This is a genomic window from Actinomyces oris (genome assembly GCF_001937445.1).
Taxonomy (GTDB): Bacteria; Actinomycetota; Actinomycetes; order Actinomycetales; family Actinomycetaceae; genus Actinomyces; species Actinomyces acetigenes.
In genome coordinates this window covers 33,114-53,741 of sequence record NZ_MSKS01000013.1, presented here as the reverse complement: position 1 = coordinate 53,741, position 20,628 = coordinate 33,114, and the positions used below count along the sequence as shown (strand labels likewise).

The window sequence follows — 20,628 nt, the reverse complement described above, 5'->3', positions numbered from 1 at the left end:
ATCTAGGAGTACTCATGCGTCTCGGACGCCCCCTGGCCGCCGCAAGCGTGATGACCGCTGCCATCGGCGCCTCCCTCGCCGCCTCCCCCGCGCTGGCTGACAACTCTCTCGCCTTCAAGTTCGCCGAGGACCAGCAGAACATCGTCAGCCCCTCGGACCCCGCCTTCACGGTGTCGGGAACCGGCTGCACCGGCAAGGACGCGGCAGTCGGTATCGCCCTCTACAGCCCTAAGGGTGATATGTCCACCGTCGTGACGGCCACCCCCGACGCCGAGGGCAACTGGTCCACCGCCCTGAACATCCCCGAGCTGGTCAAGTCCACCGGTGTTGAGGCCAAGACGGACGGCTCGGCCGACGGCTGGTCCATCGGAGCCGGCTGCGTCGCCTACGGCGAGGCGAAGGGCCAGGTTCAGGAGGCCATCGCCTTCGACGACACCAAGGTGGAGGGTACCTACGAGGTCACCACCGACCAGAACGGCGCTCAGAAGATCACGGTGAACGTCAAGGGCTTCTCCCCCAACGAGGAGGTCACCCTCACCCTGGTCAGCAAGAACGACCCCTCCAAGACCTACACCGTCGGCAAGCTGAAGGCTGACGCCAACGGCAATGTCACGGGTGAGCTGCCGGCCCCCTCGGACGTGCCTGACGGCGAGTACACGCTGACCATCGAGGGCGCCCGCTACGGCGAGGGCGGCAGCTCCAACAAGACCGTCGTGATCAAGGGTGGCTCCCTCAGCCTTGTGGCTGACGGTGACAACGGCATCGGCGACAACGGTGGCGCCACCGCCAACCCGACCGCTCCCGCCAACAACGGCAGCGTGAACGTCCCGGCCAGCACCAACGCCACCCCGGCGGCCCCCACCTCGGGCAAGCCCCTGGCCAAGACCGGTGCCAACGGCCTGCTCTTCGGCGGCATCGCCGCGGCCCTCGTGGCCATCGGTGGCGGCGTCCTCGTCGTGCGTCGCCGCAAGGCCTGATCGCCTCCTTCCAGTCTGACTGGGAACATGTCCCGCCGGGGAGACAGCACCACCGCGTGCCGTCTCCCCGGCGGCCTTGTCCCATCCCGCAGCCCTCATGCGGCGCGCACGTTCGCGCCTGACGGCACAGCACTGCCCCGAAGCGGACACTGAGACCATGGACTCCACCTCCCACGACGAGCACAGCGCAGCCCCCTCGGAGGCCTCGGACGCCACCGGGGACTTCCCCGACGCCGCTTCCCCTCCGCCTCAGCGAGGTCGTCGACGTCGGACAGGCACAAGCATCAAGCGCTGGTCGAGGCGACGCAGAATCGTCGTCGGCCTGAGCGCCGCGGTCATGACGACCGCTCTGGCACTAGGAACCGATGTGGCCGTCCTGGTTCATCGCCCCGCGCGCGTCGATATCGCCATGCCCTCCACGTCCTCCCCGACGGCGGGCGAGACTTGGCTGATCCTGGGGACCGACTCGCGCGCCACCGTGCCGGGAGACCAGAACCGCTACGGAACCACTCAGGAGGTGGAGGGCTCCCGCGCCGACGTCATCGCCCTGGTACGCCCCTCCCAGGAGGGACTCACCGTCATCAACCTGCCCCGGGACCTGACCATCAACAGCAAGGGAAGGGAACTGGACCGCCTGGCCACCACCTACGTCCCGGGACCGCAGAACACGGTCAACGCCCTGTGCACGGGCCTGGGAATCCCCACCTCGCATCTGGTGACCATCGACATGGCTCAGTTCGCCACCATCATCGACTCCTTGGGAGGCATCGAGGTGGACGTCCCCGAGCCGGTTCGGGACGCCTACACCGGGCTGAACCTCACCTCCGCCGGCCACCACCGGCTCAGCGGGATCGACGCCCTGGCCCTCGTCCGCTCACGGCATCCGGAGATCCTGCGCGACGGCAGATGGGTGGCCATGAGCCAGGCCGATGGCGCCCAACGCCGCAGCCAGTCCACGGCCACCGTCATGCAGGCCGTGCTGTCCGCCATCGGGCAGAAGGCCAGTAACCCCGTCTCACTCCATCAGCTGGCACACACCGTGGCCGGGAACATCACCCTGGACTCAGGTACCGGGCTCAGCGACCTGGCCGCACTGGGACGCAGTGCCTCGAAAGCCGGGCGGGCCGGAGCCACGACCATCGTCGACCTTCCGACAGGACCTCGGGACGAGTCGATCATCGTCTCACCCAACCAGGAGTCGCGTGACCTGCTGGCCCGCTATGGGTACAGCCCCAAAACCTGTCGGCCAGCAGGCTCCTAGTCGCTAACCTTCGAGACTGCGAGCCTTCCCCGCCGTATCAGCCTTTCGTCGCCGTCCTCGCTCAACACCCCATTTTTTCACGTGAGAGAGGACACCTGCACATGTGTCTGGTATCACTTCAGAGACCCACGCCCTCGCCCTATTCATCGTTACGGTAGATAACGAGTCGACGAAGAATCGGATCGCCGACAGCCATCGTTCCCCTCGTCAGACCTAGGAGGACACATGCGTCTTGGACGTCCCTTGGCCACAGCCAGCGCGGTGGCCGCAATGACCGGAGCCTCGCTCATTGCCTCCCCTGTTCTCGCCAACAGCTCCAACAGCAACAGCCCGAGCACCCCCAGCAGCACCGCCGAGGCGACTACACCCCCCGGCAGCCCTGCTCAGCCCACCCCGGCTCCCGGCAAGACCAGCAAGGCCACCCCCACCCCCGGCAAGACCAGTGAGGGCAGCAGCTTCAAGATCACCCAGGAGAAGACCTTCGTGTCGGCCAGCACCAACACGTCCTTCACCGTCTCGGGAACCGGCTGCACCGGGAAGCAGGCCACCGTCGGCATCGCGCTGTACGCACCGGACGGCACCGTGTCCGACGTCGTCAAGACCAAGGCGGCTGCGGACGGCAGCTGGACGTCAAACCTCGACCTGGCTGCGCTCATCAAGTCCATCGGCTCGACCACGGCCACCACTACTGACGGGTGGACCATTGGCGCCGGCTGCATGACCTACGGCGACAAGACTGAGACGGCCCAGGTGACCAAGCAGCAGCAGACGCAGATCTACTTCGACGACACACGCATCTCCGGCTCCTATGAGGTCTCCGCCCGCGCGGAGAGCCAGTCCCAGACCTTCACCTTCAACGCCCAGGGCTTCTATGCCAGCGAGAGAGTCACTGTTCTCCTCAAGAGCAAGAGCGACTCCAGCATCTGCTACACCCTCGGAGAGCTGACGGTTGACGCCAACGGCAACCTCACGGGCAGCCTGCCCGCTCCCGCTGACGCCCCCGACGGGGAGTACGTCCTGGTCCTGACCGGCTCCCACCACAGCGAGACGGCCACCAGCCAGACCGTCACCACGGTCTCCCACCACACCTTCACCGTCGAGAGCACCGAGCGCTCCACCACAGAGACCGAGACCACCGAGAACAACGGCGGTGACAAGACCACCGAGCAGAAGACCACCGAGAACAAGGGCGGTAGCGACAAGCAGGCCGGAGGCGACAAGACCACCGAGCAGAAGACCACCGAGCAGAAGGCCAACGAGAACAACGGTGGCGGCAACAACGGCGGAAGCAACAGCAACGCCAACGCCGGAAACAAGCAGACCGGTGGCGACAAGCAGGCCAACGCCGGCGACAACAAGGCCGGGGCCGACAAGGGCAGCAACCTGAGTTCGAACGCCAAGGAGTCCTCCTCGGACAACCGGGCCGGCGGCGAGACCGCCAAGGACAGCGACGAGTCTCTGGCCCACACCGGTGCCAACGGCATGGTCTTCGGCGGAATCGCCGCATTCCTGGTCGTAGCCGGAGGCGCTGCCCTGGTGGTGCGTCGGCGCAACAAGGCCTGAACCGGTTGTGACCTGATCCGCTGACGTTCCCCAAGCCGCGGGAACAGCCTCTGCGCCGGGGGACGACACGCGATGTGTCGTCCCCCGGCGCCGTTGTGCGGCGCTTCAGGCACTGCCGGTGTCGATCCGAAGGTGAGACAATCACCCGGCGCACCCTCATTGGGCAGCGCATCCCTCTCAGACAGGAGTTCTTATGCCCGGTCAGAACCTGACTCGCCTTGAGGCCGCCGAGCGCAGCGCAACCGTACAGACCCAGAGCTACGACGTCGTCCTCGACCTCACGCGCGGTGAGACGGTCTTCGGCTCCACCACCACGGCACGCTTCACGGCCACACCGGGTTCCTCCGCCTTCATCGACCTCGTCGCACCGACGGTCCACTCCATCACCCTCAACGGGCTCCCGCTTGACCCCGCCGAGGTTTACACGGACTCGCGCATCGCGTTAAAGGATCTGGCCGCGGACAATGAGCTGGTCGTCGTCGCCGACTGCGCCTACATGCACACCGGAGAGGGGCTGCACCGCTTCACCGACCCGGCCGACGGCGAGACCTATCTCTACAGCCAGTTCGAGGTCCCCGACTCCCGGCGGGTATTCGCGGTCTTCGAGCAGCCCGATCTCAAGGCCTCCTTCACCTTCACGGTCACCGCGCCGTCGAGCTGGACGGTGCTGTCCAACTCCCCCACTTCTGAGCCGGTTCCCGCCGAGGCCTCCGACGGCTCAGGAGACGCCCACACCTTCGTCTTCGCCCCCACCGAGCCGATGAGCTCCTACGTTACGGCCATCGTCGCCGGGCCTTACGTCGGTGCGACCGACGAGTACGTGGCCGACGACGGACGCAGCGTGCCACTGGGGGTCTACTGCCGTAAGAGCCTGGTCGAGCACATGGACTCAGAAGAGATCCTGGACCTGACCAAACGGGGCTTCGCCTACTACGAGGACCTGTTCGCCACCCCCTACGCCTTCACCAAGTATGACCAGGTCTTCGTCCCCGAGTTCAACGCCGGAGCGATGGAGAACGCCGGCTGCGTCACCCACCGTGACGACTACATCTTCCGTTCCAGGCCCGTCGAGGCCCGCGTGGAGCGGCGCGCCGTGACGATCCTGCACGAGCTGGCCCACATGTGGTTCGGGGACATGGTCACCATGACCTGGTGGAACGACCTGTGGCTCAACGAGTCCTTCGCCGAGTACACCTCCACTCTGGCCACCGCCGAGATCACCCGCTGGAACCAGGCCTGGACAACCTTCCAGACCCTGGAGAAGGGGTGGGCCTACAACCAGGACCAGCTGTCCTCCACCCACCCCGTGGCCGCGGAGATCCACGACCTTCACGACGTCGAGGTCAACTTCGACGGCATCACCTACGCCAAGGGGGCCTCGGTCCTGGCCGCGCTCGTGGGCTACGTGGGCAGGGAGAACTTCTTCGCCGGCATCCAGCGCTACCTGGCGGCGCACGCCTACGCCAACGCCGAGCTGAGCGACCTGCTCCGTGAGCTGGAGGCGGTCTCGGGACGCGACCTGAGTACCTGGACCCGCCTGTGGCTCCAGGAGGCCGGCGTGACGACCCTGCGCACGCAGCTGGCCACCGACGCCGACGGCCTCATCACCCGGGCCACCGTCCTTCAGGAGATCCCCGCCGACTCACCGGCCTCGCTGCGCCCGCACCGGGTGGTGATCGGCTGCTACACCCTGACCGGCCAGGGCACGAAGGCGAGCCTGGAGCGCACCAACCGCATCGAGCTCGACGTCGACGGTGAGCTGACCGAGGTGCCTGAGCTGGTCGGCGCCAAGCGGGCGGATGTCCTCGTCCTCAACGACGACGACCTCACCTATGCCAAGGTCCGTCTCGATGAGGACTCACTGTCCTTCGGGCTCGAGCACATCGAGTCCTTCACCGAGTCCCTGCCGCGCTCGATCGTCCTGGCCTCGGCCTGGGACATGGTGCGCGACGGCGAGCTCGCCGCCTCCCGATTCCTCGACGCGGCGCTGCGGGCACTGGGCGTGGAGGAGCACTCCTCGGTCGTCCAGGGGCTGCTGGGGCGCGTCACGACCTGCCTGTCGGGTTTCCTGCCCCCGGCCGTGCGCCGGGATCTGGCTCCGGGAACGGCCGACCGGCTGCTGGAGCTGGCTCGGGCGGCCCAGGCCGGAGGCGACAAGCAGCTCCAGCTGGTTCGGGCGCTGGCCGCTCACGCCGTCACCGATGAGCAGCTCGACGTCGTCACCGGTCTTCTGGAGGGGAGCCAGACTCTTGGCGGACTCGACATCGACCAGGACCTGCGCTGGGACCTGCTGATCGGTCTGGTGGCCGCCGGCCGCAGCGGGGAGGAGCAGATCCGCACCGAGGAGGCCCGGGACCGCACCACCACAGGACGTGAGCGCGCCGCGGAGGCCCGCGCATCGATTCCGACCCCGGAGGCCAAGCGGGTCACCTGGCGGGCCCTCGTCGACGACGCCTCCATGCCCAATGAGACCCAGGTGCGCGTCCTGCGGGGCCTGACCAATGTCGAGCGCCGCCCCGAGCTGTTGGCTCCCTTCGTGGGGGCGTATGTGGAGGCCATCGACTCGGTGTGGTCCTCACGCACCTTCCACATGGCCGAGAACCTGCTGACGGGGCTGTGGTCCTGCGCCACGGTGGGCCTGAAGGGCGCTGATGACCCGGCCGCCGCCCTGAGGGGCTGGTTGGAGTCCCACGCCCAGGCCCCGGCCGCACTGCGACGGATCGTGCGCGAGAACCTCGATGACACGCTGCGCGTGGCCAGGGCGCAGGCCGCTGAGAGCCAGAGCAGGCAGTAGCCGCGCCGCACTGCGGCCCTCAGCGGGCTCAGGATGAGGCAATGAGCTGGGGCCGAGCGCATGACGCGCTCGGCCCCAGCTCGTGAGGTGCCGGCCCCGACATCCCGGCACCGGCATCGCTCAGCGCCGGGATGACTCCGCAGACTTCTTGCCCGTGGACTTGGCGGCGGCGGCCTGCGCAGCGGCGAAGGCGTCGACGTCGTCGTCCTCGCGCCCGGGGGTCTTGAAGTCGAACTTGACGATGAGGAACCTGAAGAGGAAGTAGTAGATGACGGCGTAGACCAGCCCCATGATGAGGATCATGAGCGGGCCACGCACCACCCCACCGGAGAGCTCGGCGGACTTGCCGAAGTTGAGCAGGTAGTCGATCGCGCCGGCGGAGAAGGAGAAGCCGTCCTTGGCGCCCAGCAGGTTGGCGACGGCCAGGGAGGAGCCGGTCAGCACCGCGTGGACGGCGTAGATCGGGAAGGCCACGTAGGCGAAGGCGTACTCGAGGGGCTCGGTGATGCCGGTGATGAAGGCGGTCAGGGCCACCGAGATCATGAGGGCGCCGGTCGCCTTGCGCTTGGCGGGCTTGGCCGTGTGCCAGATGGCCAGGGCGGCGGCGGGCAGCGCGAACATCATGATCGGGAAGAATCCGGTCATGAAGCCCCCGGTCCACGAGTTCGAGCCGTCCACGCCCTGGAAGAAGCAGGTGAGGTCACCGTGCGCAGTACCGCCCGAGGCCGTCTGGCAGGAGCCGAGCTGGAACCAGGGCACGGAAGGGCACGGAGTTGAGCAGGTGGTGCAGACCGAAGGGGATGAGCAGCCGGTTGACGGTACCGAAGACGAAGACCGCCAGGGCGCCGGCGATGCCCTTGGAGTTCCCGGCATTGATGAGCCAGCCGCCGAGCTGTTCGTTGATGAGCCAGTTGAAGGCCGGGTAGAGCGCCGACATGACCAGGGCGATGACAAGCGCGGCGCCGGAGGTGACGATGGGGACGAAGCGGCGTCCGCCGAAGAAAGCCAGCCAGTCGGGCAGCTTGACGCGGTAGTAGCGCTGCCAGAGCAGAGCGGCGACGATGCCGATGACGATACCGCCCAGGACCCCGTAGTTGATGGGCGTCTGGGTGGGGATGTCACAGAGCTTGATTCCCTGGTTCCAGGGGCCGACCTGTGCGATCTCACCCTTGGCGGGATCGAAGGAGTGGAGGCAGTCCAGGGCCTCCTTGCTCAGGGGTGCGGGCTCGCCCATGATGATGGGGGACATGGTCCAGGTGACTGCCCGGTAGACGAGGAAGCCGAACAGTGCGGCCACTCCGGTGGAGCCGTCGGCCTTCTTGGCGAAACCCACGGCGACGCCGACGGCGAAGATGAGGGGCAGGTTATCGAAGACCGCTCCACCGGCCGCGGCGAAGATGTCTGCGACAGGCTGCAACCAGGACAGCTTCGAGGCGAGCCCCTCGGCCCCCAGCATGTCCGCCTGCCCCAGACGCAGCAGCAGACCCGCCGCCGGAAGCGTGGCAATGGGCAGCATCAGGGATCTCCCCAGACGCTGAGCAAGGGCGAAGGCGCCGCCCGTCTTCTTCTTGTCTGACATGAGTGTTCTCCAGTTCAGGATCGCGCGGCTGCACTGCCGCGTCAGAGATAGCCACCGTGACGGTGGTAGTCGGGACGGATCGACACCGAACACGTCTGGACCAGTGCTACCAGAAAAACCGATATACTCTTCAATGTCAAGCGCGGGACGCACTCGTCGGCCATAATGATATGAAAATCGATACGACGGAGCGGAAGCAGTGGTCGCAGGCACACCCCTTCTCCTGGCCGCCTCCACCCGCTGTCAACCAGGGGAGTCCCATGCCCAAAAACGCAGGTAAGAAGCCGGCAAAGTACGTCATCGTGCGCAATCACCTGCTGGACCTGGTCAGGAACGGTCTCGCCACCGGCAGCCCGGTGCCCTCCGAGCGCGAGCTGTGCGAGCAGTTCGAGGTTTCCCGTATGACCGTGCGCCAAGCCATCGACACCCTCGTCGTTGACGGTGTCCTGGAGCGCCACCAGGGCAAGGGAACGTTCGTGGCGCCCCCGAAGCTCGACCTGCAGGTCCGGCTGACCTCCTTCACCCAGGAGATGCAACGCCGCGGGATGGAGCCCGGCGTCGTCATGCTGCAGGCCGAGACCATCGCCTCCAGTGAGACCGTGGCGGAGGCGCTCGAGCTCGAGGCCGGGGCCGAGGTTCATCACCTGCGTCGCCTACTGACAGCCAACGCCATCCCCATGGCGATCGAGGAGAACTGGATTCCCGCAGCACTCCTACCCAATCTGTTGCGCACCAACCCTAACTTCTCGGTCTACGCCGAGCTGACCCAGGCCGACCTGGCGCCGCAGTGGGGTGAGGACGTGATCGAGGCCCACGCGGCCACGGCCCAGGAAGCAGCGCTGCTCTCCGTCCAGGAGGGAGCCCCGACGCTGGACATCACCCGGCGCACCTTCCACGAGCACTGTGCCATCGACTACTCGCGCACCCTGTTCCGCGCCGACCGCTACACCCTGTGGGTCCCGGTGGCCGCCCCCAAACCCGCCTTCCGCCCCGACCGCTCGTAGCCTTATCGGGCTGTTGCAGGTCAGTACTGGACAACCTCCAAGCGCCCTGTACCATGGGGTACTAGTATGGACCATTAGTCCGGTACCGGCGAAGGTGCCGCACCTGACTGCACCTCCCCCGCGTCCTGACGCCTCATCTCGGCACCATCACCCACCGAGCCCGGCACACCCCGGGCAGACCCAGGAGGAACCCATGTCTCAGGCACAGAGCATCGTCGACGCCCTCGGAGGATTCGACAACATCGTGGAGATCGAGCCCTGCATCACGCGGCTGCGCTGCGAGCTGGAGGACGGTTCCCTCGCGGACGAGGCGGCCCTGAAGGCCGCAGGAGCGCACGGGGTCGTCAAGCTCGGCGATATCGTGCAGGTCGTGGTCGGCCCCAACGCGGACACGATCGCAGAGGATATCGAGGACCTGCGGTGAGCCTGACTGTCCAGTCGCCGGTATCCGGCGTCGTCGTCGCCCTCAGCGATGTTCCCGACCCCGTCTTCTCCGGCAAGATCGTCGGCCCCGGGGTGGCCATCACCCCGGACCCCGCTGGCGGGGACGAGGTCAGCGCCCTGGCACCGATCAGCGGAACCGTCATGAAGATCCACCCCCACGCCTACGTCATCACCAACGATGACGGCCGCAGCGTCCTGGTCCACCTGGGGCTGGACACCGTGAGTCTGGGGGGCAGCGGCTTCACTCTCCGGGCCGATGAGGGGCAGAGAGTCGAAGCGGGCAGCCCCATCATCAGCTGGTCCCCCGCTCAGATCGAGGCCGGTGGGCTCAACCCGATCGTCCCGGTCATCGCTCTGGAGGGCGATGAGTCCGACCTGGAGCCGGTGTCTCCCGACCGCACAGTCGCAGCCGGCGACACGCTCATGACCTGGGCGTAGACCCGAACGCGGGTCCGGTTCCATCGGGCCTCGCCCGCAACAACGTGTGGTCCCGGCCGCCAGTACGACGGCCGGGACCACAGCATCTCAGCAGTTCACCCGACTCCGGCCCGCCCGATCCGGCGGGCGCTGACCGAGTGACATCAGTCCTGAGAAGCCATCTCGTCGCGTACGGCGCTCAGCAGGCTGCCCAGGCGTGCGTTCTCGGGCAGGTCGTCGACCAGGACGACCTCGCCCGCGCCGTCGGCCAGAGGGATCCGCCAGTTGGGGTACTCCTGGTCGGTGCCGGGCTGGTTCTGAGCGCGCCGCTCCCCCACGCCGTCAACCAGGGCGACGCCGACCAGGACCGAGGGAGTGCACACCACGTAACGGTGCAGGGCCTCCACGACCTGACGCTCGGTGGGGGCGTCCCCCAGCAGGCCGTGCTCGCGCAGTCGGGCGGTCATCCGGTCGCGCTCGATGCGCGCCTCGGTGCGCACCTGCTCGACCGGCTCCGTGAGCAGGCCGAGGCGCTCACGCAGATCGACGTGCTCGTCAGCCAGGTAACCGGCAGTCGGGGGAAGATCATGGGTGTTGACCGTGGACAGGGCAAGCCTGCGGTAGTCCTGAGGCTGGAGGGGCCAGCCGTCGTGCTGTTTCTCGAACCACAGGACGCTGGTTCCCAGCACACCACGACTGGCCAGGTAGTCGCGCGCCCAGGGCTCCACGGTTCCCAGGTCCTCACCGATGACGACGGCACCGGCCCGGTATGCCTCCAGGAGCACGACGCCGAGCATGGCCTCATGGTCGTAACGCACGTAGGCGCCGTGGTCCGCCCCCATGCCCTCAGGGATCCACCACAGGCGGAACAGGCCGATGATGTGGTCCACGCGCAGCGCGCCGGCGTGGCGCAGGACTGTGCGCACCATGTCACGCAGGGGGGCGTAGGCGCTGCGCGCCAGGTACTGAGGGTTCCACGGCGGCTGGGACCAGTTCTGCCCCTGCTGGTTGTACATGTCCGGCGGAGCCCCCACGGTGACTCCGGAGGCGAAGGCCTCCGGGTTGGACCACACGTCAGCTCCCTGCGAGTGCACTCCCACCGCGAGGTCATCCATGATGCCCAGGGCCATCCCCGAAGCCAGAGCCTCAGCCTGGGCACGGGCCAGCTGCTCGTCGACGATCCACTGCAGCCAGGCGAAGAAGTCGATGCGCTCGGCCAGCTGGTGCGCCTCGTTGGCGACGTAGGCGGAGTCCGCCTCCCGCAGCGTGGCGGGCCAGGTGTCCAGGGGCCCGTGCTTCTCCACCAGCGCGCTCCACAGGGCGAAGCGCTCCAGTCCCTCGCCCTGCTCGGCACGGAAGCGCTCGAAGTCCCGCTGGCGAGAGTAGGAGCGACCGGCCGCGAAGATAACCTCGAGGGCCTCGCGCTTGGCCTTCCACGCCGCGTCGCGGTCGATCGGCTCGGCGCTGAGGTCGCTGTCCTTGACCTCCTCGAAGGCCCACTGCACCAGCGAGCGCTTGGGGCCGGACAAGCGGGCCACTTCGGGGATGTTCTCCGGCCGGATGTAGAGGGGGTTGACGAAGCGGCGCGTCACCGGCAAGTAAGGTGAGCAGGTCATCGGCGCCACCGGCTCAGCCGCGTGCAGCGGGTTGATGAGCAGGAAGTCAGCCCCCTGGTCCCCCAGAAAGGCGGCGAGCTCGGTGAGGTCGTCGGTGTCACCGGTCCCCCACGACCCGCGCGAGCGGGTCGAGTACAGCTGGGCCATGACTCCCCAGCCTCGATCGCCGAGAGACTCGGGCAGATCAAGGTGGTTGGGGGTGACCGCCAGCGCCGAGGTCACGGTGATGGTCTCCGCCTCGCCGTCGGCGGGCGCCGCGGCATGAGCCCCCTGCGGGGCCGCCTGGTCAGTGGAGCCGGGGCTGACCTCGGCGATGAGCCGGTGCCACCCCAGGGGCAGATCGGCTCCGAGGATGAAGGAGGCGCGGCCGCGCTTGACGCCGTCCACCTCCCGGGGCACGGTCCAGTCCTCAGTCTGAGTCAGCTCACGGACCTCCCCGTCCTCGAGCTCGACGCGCACCCGCACCTTGGCGCCGTCGGGAACGTAGACGGGGACGGTGGACTCCACACCGCCGCGCGTGACGACTGTGGGGGCAAGCGCCTGCCGCCAAGGGGCGTCCTCGACCTCTCGCAGAGCGCGCCCGATCTCCTCCTCGGAGTGGGTGTTCACCCCTAACGCGGCTAGTACGGCCCTGAGAGTGGCGCTTGAGGGAGAGGCAAGGTTGCCGTGATAGTCCCAGTACTCGGTGGAGACACCGTGCGCCTCAGCCAGTTGCTTGAGGCTCTCGGAAGCAGGTAACAGGTCGTCGTTGAACTCGTTCATGTGCGTGGGTCAGCCTTGCGTGAGCAGATGTGCGATAGAGCGCCATGGAGCGGGCGTGGAGCAGGGTTGCCCTCCGCCATCACCCCTGGGGATGGATGGGTCGGATCGGAACGCGGGCGCTAGCAGGACTAGCAGTGTCCAAGTGTGCCCTAACGGCTGAGGGTTGTGCACCCGCCGCACCGTATCTCCTGACGTTTTGCTGCAACTGTTTCACCATGAGGCCGCACGATGGCGCCACTACCGATGAGCAGCTCGGGGAACGCGTGCCCAAGACCCCACAGCCGGTCGGCAGGCGGCTGACCAGACGGCGAGACCGGGGGTCCCGCTGCCGGCATGCGCCCGACCGCCGTGCGGGCGAAGGCAGATCGCCCGGCTCCATGCTGAAGGCACTGGAGCCGGGCGACCATGCAGACCGTCCGGGAACGGAGGCGATCAGTCAGAGAGCTGCGATCTCTGAGGCGAGGTTGTCCGCCGTGGGCCCCACGACGACCTGGACGACGCGGCCCGAACGCACCACGCCGAAGGCACCGGCCGCTCGCAGCGCCTCCTCATCAACCTTCGTCTGATCGGTTACCTCGACGCGCAGGCGCGTGATGCACGGCTCGAGGTCGGTGATGTTCTCCTGGCCGCCGAGACCGGCGACGATGTCTGATGCAGTACTCATGGCTTCTCCTTCCCGGTTCCCGTCCTCGTGCAATCCCCGTCTGTCATGCGCGTGGTCGGGCAGCTGAGGTCCTTCGTGCTCACGATCACTTTATCCCACCTCCGCGGGATCCGCGGCGAAGAGCTCCGGTCGGCAGGAAGACGCACGTGCACGGAAGCCGCGGGCGCCTGCCGCACGGGAGACGGCAGCGGACGGCAGCACCGGAGAACCTTCCTCGCATGACGGCGCTCACTCACGTAACCTTACGAGAACGCGATAGATGCCTCGACGCCGCCGCAGAGGAGATCGTTATTCCCCTGGCGGAAATGCCTCTTTCCGACCACAATCGGGGCACAATGAGCGATGATCCCCATTCGTCTCCGATGAGGAGCACCACATGACAGTGTCCGACACCACCTCCACAACCCTGTCCGGCACCGGTGTGAGCCCTGGCCTTGTGGCCGGCCCCGTCGCCAGGATGGCACCTCCCATTCCTGAGCCCGAGATCGCGACCCTCGAGCCCAGTCGCGACATCGAGAAGGAGTGCGAGCGCATCGCGCTGGCGGCCCAACGGGTCAAGAAGGGCCTGGAGCTGTCCGCGGCCGAGGCCAAGGCCGAGGCCCGAACCCTCCTTGAGACCACCGCGCAGATGGCCGCCGACCCCACCCTGACCTCGACGGCGCAGGCCATGGTGCGCGAGAAGCGCCTGGTCCCAGAGCGCGCCGTGTGGGAGTCCGCGGGAACGCTGGCCGCCATGCTGGAGTCCCTGGGCGGCTACATGGCCGAGCGCACCCGTGACGTCCAGGACGTCCGCGACCGCATCGTCGCCGTCCTGACCGAGTCCCCGATGCCGGGGATCCCCCGCCTGCCTGAGCCCTTCGTGCTCGTGGCGGCCGACCTCGCCCCGGCCGACACCGCGCTGCTGGACCCTGAGAAGGTCATCGCCTTCATCACCTCCGAGGGCGGCCCCACCTCCCACACCGCGATCCTGGCGCGCGCGCTGGGCATGCCGGCGATCGTCGGCACCGGCGAGAAGGTCACCGACGCGCTGTCCGACGGCGACATCGTCCTGGTTGACGGCACTAAGGGAAGCATCACCATCAACCCCTCCGAGGACGCTCTGCGCCGGGCGCGGGAGCTTGCCTCCCGCGTGCGCGTCTTCAACGGCGACGGAGCCACGAAGGACGGCCACGAGGTCCAGCTGCTGGCCAATGTCGGTGACGCAGCCGGCGCCCGTAGCGCCGCTGAGGCCGGAGCCATGGGCATCGGCCTGTTCCGCACCGAGTTCTGCTTCCTGGACCAGCCTGAGGAGCCCACGGTGGAGGCTCAGGTGGAGGCCTACCAGGGAGTCCTGGAGGCGTTCCCCGGGAAGAAGGTCGTGGTCCGTACTCTCGACGCCGGCGCGGACAAGCCGCTGCCCTTCCTGACTGACGCCACCGAGGCCAACCCGGCGCTCGGCGTGCGCGCCTACCGCACGACGCGCCGCGACCCCGAGGTCCTGGATCACCAGCTCGAGGCCCTGGCCAAGGCCGAGGCCGCCACCGAGGCCAAGGTGTGGGTCATGGCCCCGATGATCTCCACGGCCGGGGAGGCCGAGGCCTTCACGCAGAAGGCCCGCTCCTACGGTCTGAAGACGGCCGGCATGATGATCGAGGTGCCCTCGGCCGCACTCATGGCCGACAAGCTCTTCGAGCACGCCGACTTCGCCTCCGTGGGCACCAACGACCTCACCCAGTACGTCATGGCGGCAGACCGCCTGCTGTCCTCGCTGGCGGATCTGTCCACTGCCTGGCAGCCGGCCGTTCTGCGTCTGATCAGTACCGCGTGCGAGGGGGCCTCCCACAGGGGACGTCCGGTGGGCGTGTGCGGTGAGGCCGCGGCGGACCCGGCACTGGCCGCCGTCCTCGTGGGGCTGGGAGTCGCCTCCCTGTCGATGACGGCACGCGCGCTACCGGATGTCGACGCCGTCCTGAAGTCCGTCACGCTCGCCGAGTGCCAGGAGCTGGCGAGGATCGCCCTGGACGCGGCGACGGCCGAGGACGCGCGCGCAGCAGTGCGCGCCAAGCTTCCGATCCTGGAGGAGCTCGGTCTGTGACAACTCCATACCCCGTCCCCGTCGCCACGGAGGAGCCCCTCGGGTCGGTGACCCGAATCCTCAGCCTGGCGGCGGGTGATGGGGAGGACATCTTCTCCGGGGACTCCTTGCCCCAGCTCTCGGGCCGGGTCTATGGAGGACAGGTGGTGGCCCAGGGCATGCTCGCCGCAGCCGCCACCATCGAGGACGACGGTGACGGTGAACGCCTGCCGCACTCGGTCCACGCTTTCTTCATGAGGGGCGGGCAGCCCGACAGGCCAATCACCTTCGCCGTCGAGCGCCTGCACGACGGGCGGTCCTTCTCCCAACGGCGCACCGCCGCCTCCCAGGAGGGCACGCCGATCCTGACGATGCTCACCTCCTTCCAGGAAGAGCAGGAGGGCGCTGACCTCCATGTCGCAGCCCCCTCAGTTCCGCGCCCTGAGGACTTAACGAGCGCGCTGGAGATCTTCCGCACCATCGACCATCCGGTGGCGCGTTTCCTGGGGCGCACGGCGGCCTTCGACCTCAGGCACGTGGAGGGCAATCTCTACCTGCGCCCCGCCAAGGAGCGTGCCAGCGGCCAGCACCTATGGATGCGCTCGCGCAGCCGCATCCCGGAGCAGACCTCCCAGACCGTGCACCGGGCGCTGCTGGCCTACGTGTGCGACCAGGTGATGCTGGAGCCGGTGCTGCGAAGCCAGGGACTGTCCTGGCGCAGCGAGGGCATGAGCCTGGCGACCCTCGACCACGCCCAGTGGTTCCACCGGGACGTGGACATGGGCGACTGGCTGCTCTACGTGCAGGACTCCCCCTCCTCACAGGGCGGCCGCGGCATGGCGCGCGCACAGGTCTTCGACTCATCCGGCCGGCTGGTGTCGACCATCGCCCAGGAGGGCATGGTGCGCATGCCCGCTGCTTCTCAGTCCGACGGTGGTTCGGGACGTTGGCGGATCCGTATGGGCGAGGGCGACGACGGCAGTACCATCCCCGGCTGACGCCCGCCCCTTGAGGACACGGATCGGGGACTGCGTTCTCCGTCCAGAACTTACTTCTCCTGCAGACGACTGCATCCGGATCTCAGAGGTTTGCAGGACAACGCAGTCCTCGCCGGAGAAGTACGTCCCCGATCAGGAGCAGCGCACTGGATCCGTGCGGCCGTCGTCGTCGACGGCGACGATGTCAAACGCGTAGGTAGTGGCGAACAGGTCGGTCCCGTGGCTCGGGACGCGGCGCGTGGGGCTGATCTCGGTCAGCCGCTTCTCGTCACGATCGGGTCGCCGCGGACCGACGAGGGGACACCGAGTGCCGGATCTGAGGCTCATTCCATGACGTCATATCAAGGTTGAGCGACGACCGCCCCCTGCTCGGGGCATGACTGTCGCCGAAGTACCCAGGGAGTACCCTGCTGCGGGCTGCATTGCCGGAACTCCTCAAAACGGAGCGGAACCCCCTTCGCGGTACGGAGATCTGGGCTGTCCATCGCTTGGATGTGAAGGTGGGGCTGCGTGGAGTTCCCGGAGTTGCCGCATCGACCGATCTGATCGCCTGCGCTCACCCGGTCGCCGGGCGACACCTGGACGGAGCCTCGCTGAAGGTGCACGAGTCCCACGCAATGAGGACCCTCGGCAACCTGGATGATGATGTGGTTTCCAGGGATGGCGGGAAGTCCCTGCCGAATTCGTTGGGGCTGACTCAATCCGTACGGGATGCGAGTCAGGACGGAACGGCGCGCCACGTGGTCGGGCTCGCCGTCGTGAACGGAGACCACGGTTCCCGCAACGGGCGAGTACAGGGGACGGCCGAAGGCGTGGAAGAGCTCTGGCGGTTCGGGGGTGAAGAGCGCACGCAGGCTGCGTGCTGGAGCCGTGAGACCATCGTCGTCGACGGCGACGAAGTCAAACGCGTACGTGGTGGCGAACAGGTGAGTCCCATGGCTGGGAACGCGGCGTGTGGGACTGCGCTCGGTCAGCCACTCACCCTCGAACGGGAGCCTCCCGATAACGCCGCCTTCGGGGATGAGCCCTAGGGTGTTCCTACTCATCACAACACCTTAAGTGCGATCGGCACCAACCGACAAGACGCGTGAACTCGCCGTCTGAAGCAGGACGAGAAGCGCCATTCCCTCAGCCAGATGGCTGGGGGAATGGCGCTTCTCCTTCTGATGCGGCCGACCGGGCGGGCTCCGCTCAGTCGCGGGTCAGCTTGCGGTAGGTGACCCGGTGGGGGCGGGCCGCCTCGGGGCCGAGGCGCTCGACCTTGTTCTCCTCGTAGGAGGCGAAGTTCCCCTCGAACCAGTACCAGCTGGCCGGGTTCTTGTCCGTTCCCTCCCAGGCCAGGATGTGGGTGGCCACACGGTCGAGGAACCAGCGGTCGTGGGTGATGACCACGGCGCAGCCGGGGAACTCCAGCAGGGCGTTCTCCAGGGAGCCCAGGGTCTCGACGTCGAGGTCGTTGGTGGGCTCGTCCAGGAGGATGAGGTTGCCGCCCTGCTTGAGGGTCAGGGCCAGGTTGAGGCGGTTGCGCTCGCCGCCGGAGAGCACACCGGCCGGCTTCTGCTGGTCGGCCCCCTTGAAGCCGAAGGAGGCGACGTAGGCGCGCGAGGGCATCTCCACGTTGCCGACCTGGATGTAGTCCAGGCCGTCGGAGACGACCTCCCAGAGGGTCTTCTTGGGGTCGATGCCGGCTCGGGACTGGTCGACGTAGGAGAGCTTGACGGTCTGGCCGATCTTGAGGTCTCCGCCGTCGAGCGGCTCCAGGCCCACGATGGTCTTGAACAGGGTGGACTTCCCGACGCCGTTGGGGCCGACGACCCCGACGATGCCGTTGCGCGGCAGGGTGAAGGAGAGCCCGTCGATGAGGGTGCGTCCGTCGAAGCCCTTCTTGAGGTTGGTGGCTTCCAGGACCAGGCTGCCCAGTCGGGGCCCCGGCGGGATCTGGATCTCCTCGAAGTCGAGCTTGCGGGTGCGCTCGGCCTCGGCGGCCATCTCCTCGTAGCGGGCCAGACGGGCCTTGGACTTGGCCTGGCGTCCCTTGGCCGACGAACGCACCCACTCAAGCTCCTCCTTGAGGCGCTTGGCGAGCTTGGCGTCCTTCTTGCCTTGGACCTCGAGGCGCTTCTCCTTGGTCTCCAGGTAGGTGGAGTAGTTGCCCTCGTAGGGGTAGAGGTGGCCGCGGTCGACCTCGGCGATCCACTCGGCGACGTGGTCGAGGAAGTAGCGGTCGTGGGTGACGGCGATGACGGCGCCCTGGTAGCTGGCCAGGTGCTGCTCGAGCCAGAGGACGGACTCGGCGTCGAGGTGGTTGGTGGGCTCGTCCAGCAGGAGGAGGTCGGGGGCCTCGAGGAGCAGCTTGCACAGGGCGACGCGGCGGCGCTCACCACCGGAGAGGTGCTTGACCTCGGCGTTCGGCGGGGGGCAGCGCAGGGCGTCCATGGCCTGCTCGAGCTGGGAGTCGAGGTCCCAGGCGTTGGCGGCGTCCAGGGCGTCCTGCAGGGTGCCCATCTCCGCCATGAGGGCGTCGAAGTCGGCGTCCGGGTCCGCCATGGCGGCGCTGATCTCGTTGTAGCGGTCCAGCTTGGACTTGATCTCGGCAACACCCTCCTCGACGTTGCCGAGCACCGTCTTGTCCTCGTTGAGCGGGGGCTCCTGCAGGAGGATGCCGACGCTGTAGCCGGGGGTCAGGCGGGCCTCACCGTTGGAGGGCTGGTCGATGCCGGCCATGATCTTGAGGATGGAGGACTTGCCGGCACCGTTGGGGCCGACCATGCCGATCTTGGCTCCGGGGAGGAAGGCCATGGTGACGTCGTCGAGGATGACCTTGTCACCATGGGCCTTGCGCGCCTTGATCATCTGGTAGATGTACTCAGCCACTGCTCGTCTGCGCCTTTCGTCAGGGTGTGAGCGGAGGTTCTGCGCGACGACGGCGACCGACCGGTCCCGCCCTGCGCACCGTGGCCAAGCCTAAGGGAGCCCCGGAGCAATGGCGACGACGGCGGAGGTGAGACGGTGCACGCGGCTCCGCAGCGAGCCGATGAGAGACAGAACCGTGCCCGGGCGTGACACCATGAGCAGGAAGAGGAACGAGAAGGAGGGACCGATGCCCTGCCTCAGCCGCTACGAGTCCCCGTTGGGGGCCATGACCATGGCCGGCGATGGCGAGTACCTCACGGGTCTGTGGTTCGACGGTCAGAAGTACGACCGCTCGACGATCAGCGACGACGCGGTACTCCGGCCCCACCTGCCCGTCTTCACGCAGACGGCCCAGTGGCTCGACACCTACTTCGAGGGCGCCGACCCGGGTTTCACCCCGCCGATCAGGGTCGAGGGCTCCGACTTCAAGAAGATGGTCACCTCCATCATGCTCTCCATCCCCTTCGGCGCCACCAGCACCTATGCCCGTATCGCTGCCGAGGTTGCGCATCGCATGGGCCGCAAGCAGATGTCTGCCCAGGCCGTGGGTGGCGCGGTCGGGCGCAATCCGATCGTTCTCATCGTGCCGTGCCACCGCGTGCTCGCCTCCGACGGGAGCCTGCGCGGATACGCGGGAGGGGTCGACCGTAAGGAACGGCTCCTGGAGATGGAGGGGGTCAACGTGTCCGGTCTGTCAACGCCGCCTGCCGCTGACGACGGCGGTGGATGGCGAGAATGAGAAGGCCGACCGCGGCCCAGGTCAACCCCTGAAGTACCCAGGTGATCGACCCAATGCGCAGATGCAGGGGTTCTGCCACGTAGTAGTTCACCAGGTGGAACCCTCCGTGCACGCCGATCGCCGCCCAGGTCGACCCGGAGACAATTCGGACAATCATCGCCGTCACCGCAAATCCGCACGGTAGAGCGAGATACGTGAGATGTTCGAGAAGATTCTGCTGACCTCCTTGAGAGAGAATATGAAGAGCAGTGAATCCGAGGACGCTGGATACCGCTGCGAAACGCGTCTCGCCCAGCGAGGAGTAGAGCCACCCCCTCCATATGATCTCCTCAGGAATCCCCTGGAGAAGGAAGGCTATGGAGAAGGACTCGACGATCGCGAGCCACAGCGGACCCTGGGGTACCGACTGGTCGCCACCAGCAAACCCGAGCACTTGAAGCATGCTGGCCACCACAAGGTCCACGACGAGCGCAGCCAGAATCATCCCTGCCAGCCAAAGCAGCGCGCGTCTGTCGATGCGCAGACCCATACTGACATGCCGGCCTCGGTCAAGCGTGCAGCCCAAGACACAGCACAGAACAAGAGCGAGCACCGCCGCCGCCCCATAGATCAGCAGCACACACGCCCCCACCGCGAATGACTCCACGAGACCAACGGGATTCTCATGTGCGAGAGCAAAAGACTGGATGACAGGAATCTGGATCAGTAAAGGCGGCGTGAACGCACAGACGAACATCATCGCAAACGCAATGACGATGCGCACAACCTTGCCGCCCACAGTGAGGTGATGACCTTGATCCGACCGATCCCCGCTGAGATCCGAGGACTCGAGAGACGAGAGTGT

The 20,628-nt window shown here is 67.3% G+C and carries 16 protein-coding genes and 1 pseudogene; 10 read left to right on the top strand and 7 right to left on the bottom strand.

Annotated elements, in window-relative coordinates:
* Nucleotides 1-14: 14 nt before the first annotated feature.
* From BKH20_RS04380 to pepN, 4 genes are all read left to right on the top strand, one after another.
* Nucleotides 15-977 carry an LPXTG cell wall anchor domain-containing protein gene (locus BKH20_RS04380; RefSeq protein ID WP_075390082.1) on the top strand — a complete coding sequence of 321 codons (963 nt, stop codon included), beginning with the start codon at nucleotides 15-17 and terminating at the stop codon, nucleotides 975-977.
* Between the two features lie 157 nt (nucleotides 978-1,134).
* Nucleotides 1,135-2,238: an LCP family protein gene (locus tag BKH20_RS04375; RefSeq protein WP_075390081.1), complete on the top strand. Its 1,104-nt coding sequence runs from the start codon at nucleotides 1,135-1,137 to the stop codon at nucleotides 2,236-2,238.
* Nucleotides 2,239-2,463: 225 nt separating this feature from the next.
* Complete coding sequence (locus BKH20_RS04370) at nucleotides 2,464-3,801, top strand: LPXTG cell wall anchor domain-containing protein (RefSeq protein ID WP_075390080.1); 1,338 nt, start codon at nucleotides 2,464-2,466, stop codon at nucleotides 3,799-3,801.
* A 193-nt stretch (nucleotides 3,802-3,994) separates the two neighbouring features.
* Nucleotides 3,995-6,595: an aminopeptidase N gene (gene pepN / locus BKH20_RS04365; protein WP_075390079.1), complete on the top strand. Its 2,601-nt coding sequence runs from the start codon at nucleotides 3,995-3,997 to the stop codon at nucleotides 6,593-6,595.
* 120 nt (nucleotides 6,596-6,715) lie between these two features.
* Here the strand turns inward: pepN and BKH20_RS04360 are convergent.
* Nucleotides 6,716-8,174: pseudogene (locus BKH20_RS04360) on the bottom strand (PTS transporter subunit EIIC).
* A gap of 260 nt (nucleotides 8,175-8,434) precedes the next feature.
* Between BKH20_RS04360 and BKH20_RS04355 the strand changes: the two are divergent.
* The 3 genes from BKH20_RS04355 to BKH20_RS04345 all read left to right on the top strand — a co-directional run bounded on the left by BKH20_RS04355 (nucleotide 8,435) and on the right by BKH20_RS04345 (nucleotide 10,060).
* Nucleotides 8,435-9,178 (top strand): GntR family transcriptional regulator, encoded by a 744-nt coding sequence (locus tag BKH20_RS04355; protein WP_075390078.1) that lies wholly within the window; start codon nucleotides 8,435-8,437, stop codon nucleotides 9,176-9,178.
* Between the two features lie 193 nt (nucleotides 9,179-9,371).
* Nucleotides 9,372-9,602 carry a glucose PTS transporter subunit EIIB gene (locus BKH20_RS04350; protein ID WP_075390077.1) on the top strand — a complete coding sequence of 77 codons (231 nt, stop codon included), beginning with the start codon at nucleotides 9,372-9,374 and terminating at the stop codon, nucleotides 9,600-9,602.
* Nucleotides 9,599-10,060 (top strand): PTS sugar transporter subunit IIA, encoded by a 462-nt coding sequence (locus BKH20_RS04345; RefSeq protein WP_075390076.1) that lies wholly within the window; start codon nucleotides 9,599-9,601, stop codon nucleotides 10,058-10,060. Before BKH20_RS04350 ends, BKH20_RS04345 begins: the two co-directional genes overlap by 4 nt.
* 143 nt (nucleotides 10,061-10,203) lie before the next feature.
* Here the strand turns inward: BKH20_RS04345 and malQ are convergent, their stop codons facing one another.
* Both malQ and BKH20_RS04335 read right to left on the bottom strand, forming a co-directional pair.
* The gene (gene malQ / locus BKH20_RS04340; RefSeq protein WP_075390075.1) at nucleotides 10,204-12,417 is read right to left on the bottom strand and encodes a 4-alpha-glucanotransferase; all 2,214 of its coding nucleotides are present in this window, start codon (nucleotides 12,415-12,417) and stop codon (nucleotides 10,204-10,206) included.
* A gap of 436 nt (nucleotides 12,418-12,853) precedes the next feature.
* Nucleotides 12,854-13,114 carry a glucose PTS transporter subunit EIIB gene (locus BKH20_RS04335; RefSeq protein ID WP_256277323.1) on the bottom strand — a complete coding sequence of 87 codons (261 nt, stop codon included), beginning with the start codon at nucleotides 13,112-13,114 and terminating at the stop codon, nucleotides 12,854-12,856.
* Between the two features lie 343 nt (nucleotides 13,115-13,457).
* On the opposite strand from BKH20_RS04335, the gene ptsP reads away from it, so the two are divergent.
* Together ptsP and BKH20_RS04325 are read left to right on the top strand one after the other, a co-directional pair.
* Nucleotides 13,458-15,155, top strand: coding sequence for a phosphoenolpyruvate--protein phosphotransferase (ptsP, locus tag BKH20_RS04330; protein WP_075390074.1), 1,698 nt, complete (start codon nucleotides 13,458-13,460; stop codon nucleotides 15,153-15,155).
* Nucleotides 15,152-16,132 (top strand): acyl-CoA thioesterase, encoded by a 981-nt coding sequence (locus BKH20_RS04325; protein WP_075390073.1) that lies wholly within the window; start codon nucleotides 15,152-15,154, stop codon nucleotides 16,130-16,132. Before ptsP ends, BKH20_RS04325 begins: the two co-directional genes overlap by 4 nt.
* Nucleotides 16,133-16,264: 132 nt before the next feature.
* Here the strand turns inward: BKH20_RS04325 and BKH20_RS04320 are convergent, their stop codons facing one another.
* The 3 genes from BKH20_RS04320 to ettA all read right to left on the bottom strand — a co-directional run bounded on the left by BKH20_RS04320 (nucleotide 16,265) and on the right by ettA (nucleotide 19,006).
* Nucleotides 16,265-16,459, bottom strand: coding sequence for a hypothetical protein (locus tag BKH20_RS04320; protein ID WP_075390072.1), 195 nt, complete (start codon nucleotides 16,457-16,459; stop codon nucleotides 16,265-16,267).
* Between the two features lie 14 nt (nucleotides 16,460-16,473).
* Nucleotides 16,474-17,178 carry a M23 family metallopeptidase gene (locus tag BKH20_RS04315; RefSeq protein ID WP_075390071.1) on the bottom strand — a complete coding sequence of 235 codons (705 nt, stop codon included), beginning with the start codon at nucleotides 17,176-17,178 and terminating at the stop codon, nucleotides 16,474-16,476.
* 145 nt (nucleotides 17,179-17,323) lie between these two features.
* Nucleotides 17,324-19,006 carry an energy-dependent translational throttle protein EttA gene (ettA, locus tag BKH20_RS04310; RefSeq protein ID WP_070659175.1) on the bottom strand — a complete coding sequence of 561 codons (1,683 nt, stop codon included), beginning with the start codon at nucleotides 19,004-19,006 and terminating at the stop codon, nucleotides 17,324-17,326.
* Between the two features lie 226 nt (nucleotides 19,007-19,232).
* Between ettA and BKH20_RS04305 the strand changes: the two genes are divergently transcribed.
* Entirely contained in the window at nucleotides 19,233-19,784 is a 552-nt protein-coding gene (locus tag BKH20_RS04305) for a methylated-DNA--[protein]-cysteine S-methyltransferase (protein ID WP_075390070.1), read from the top strand.
* Here the strand turns inward: BKH20_RS04305 and BKH20_RS04300 are convergent.
* A complete protein-coding gene (locus BKH20_RS04300; RefSeq protein ID WP_075390069.1) occupies nucleotides 19,723-20,562 on the bottom strand; it encodes a CPBP family intramembrane glutamic endopeptidase in 840 nt (279 codons plus the stop codon). The two genes, BKH20_RS04305 and BKH20_RS04300, sit on opposite strands and share 62 nt — an antisense overlap.
* Between the last annotated feature and the right edge of the window lie 66 nt (nucleotides 20,563-20,628).

What these genes read in the sequence shown, in the direction of transcription:
- BKH20_RS04370 (WP_075390080.1), top strand. Translation starts at nt 2,464, where the DNA reads ATGCGTCTTGGACGTCCCTTGGCCACAGCCAGCGCGGTGGCCGCAATG.
- BKH20_RS04375 (WP_075390081.1), top strand. Translation starts at nt 1,135, where the DNA reads ATGGACTCCACCTCCCACGACGAGCACAGCGCAGCCCCCTCGGAGGCC.
- ptsP (WP_075390074.1), top strand. Translation starts at nt 13,458, where the DNA reads ATGACAGTGTCCGACACCACCTCCACAACCCTGTCCGGCACCGGTGTG.
- malQ (WP_075390075.1), bottom strand. Translation starts at nt 12,417, where the DNA reads ATGAACGAGTTCAACGACGACCTGTTACCTGCTTCCGAGAGCCTCAAG.
- BKH20_RS04305 (WP_075390070.1), top strand. Translation starts at nt 19,233, where the DNA reads ATGCCCTGCCTCAGCCGCTACGAGTCCCCGTTGGGGGCCATGACCATG.
- BKH20_RS04355 (WP_075390078.1), top strand. Translation starts at nt 8,435, where the DNA reads ATGCCCAAAAACGCAGGTAAGAAGCCGGCAAAGTACGTCATCGTGCGC.
- BKH20_RS04350 (WP_075390077.1), top strand. Translation starts at nt 9,372, where the DNA reads ATGTCTCAGGCACAGAGCATCGTCGACGCCCTCGGAGGATTCGACAAC.
- BKH20_RS04380 (WP_075390082.1), top strand. Translation starts at nt 15, where the DNA reads ATGCGTCTCGGACGCCCCCTGGCCGCCGCAAGCGTGATGACCGCTGCC.
- BKH20_RS04320 (WP_075390072.1), bottom strand. Translation starts at nt 16,459, where the DNA reads ATGAGCCTCAGATCCGGCACTCGGTGTCCCCTCGTCGGTCCGCGGCGA.
- pepN (WP_075390079.1), top strand. Translation starts at nt 3,995, where the DNA reads ATGCCCGGTCAGAACCTGACTCGCCTTGAGGCCGCCGAGCGCAGCGCA.
- BKH20_RS04315 (WP_075390071.1), bottom strand. Translation starts at nt 17,178, where the DNA reads ATGAGTAGGAACACCCTAGGGCTCATCCCCGAAGGCGGCGTTATCGGG.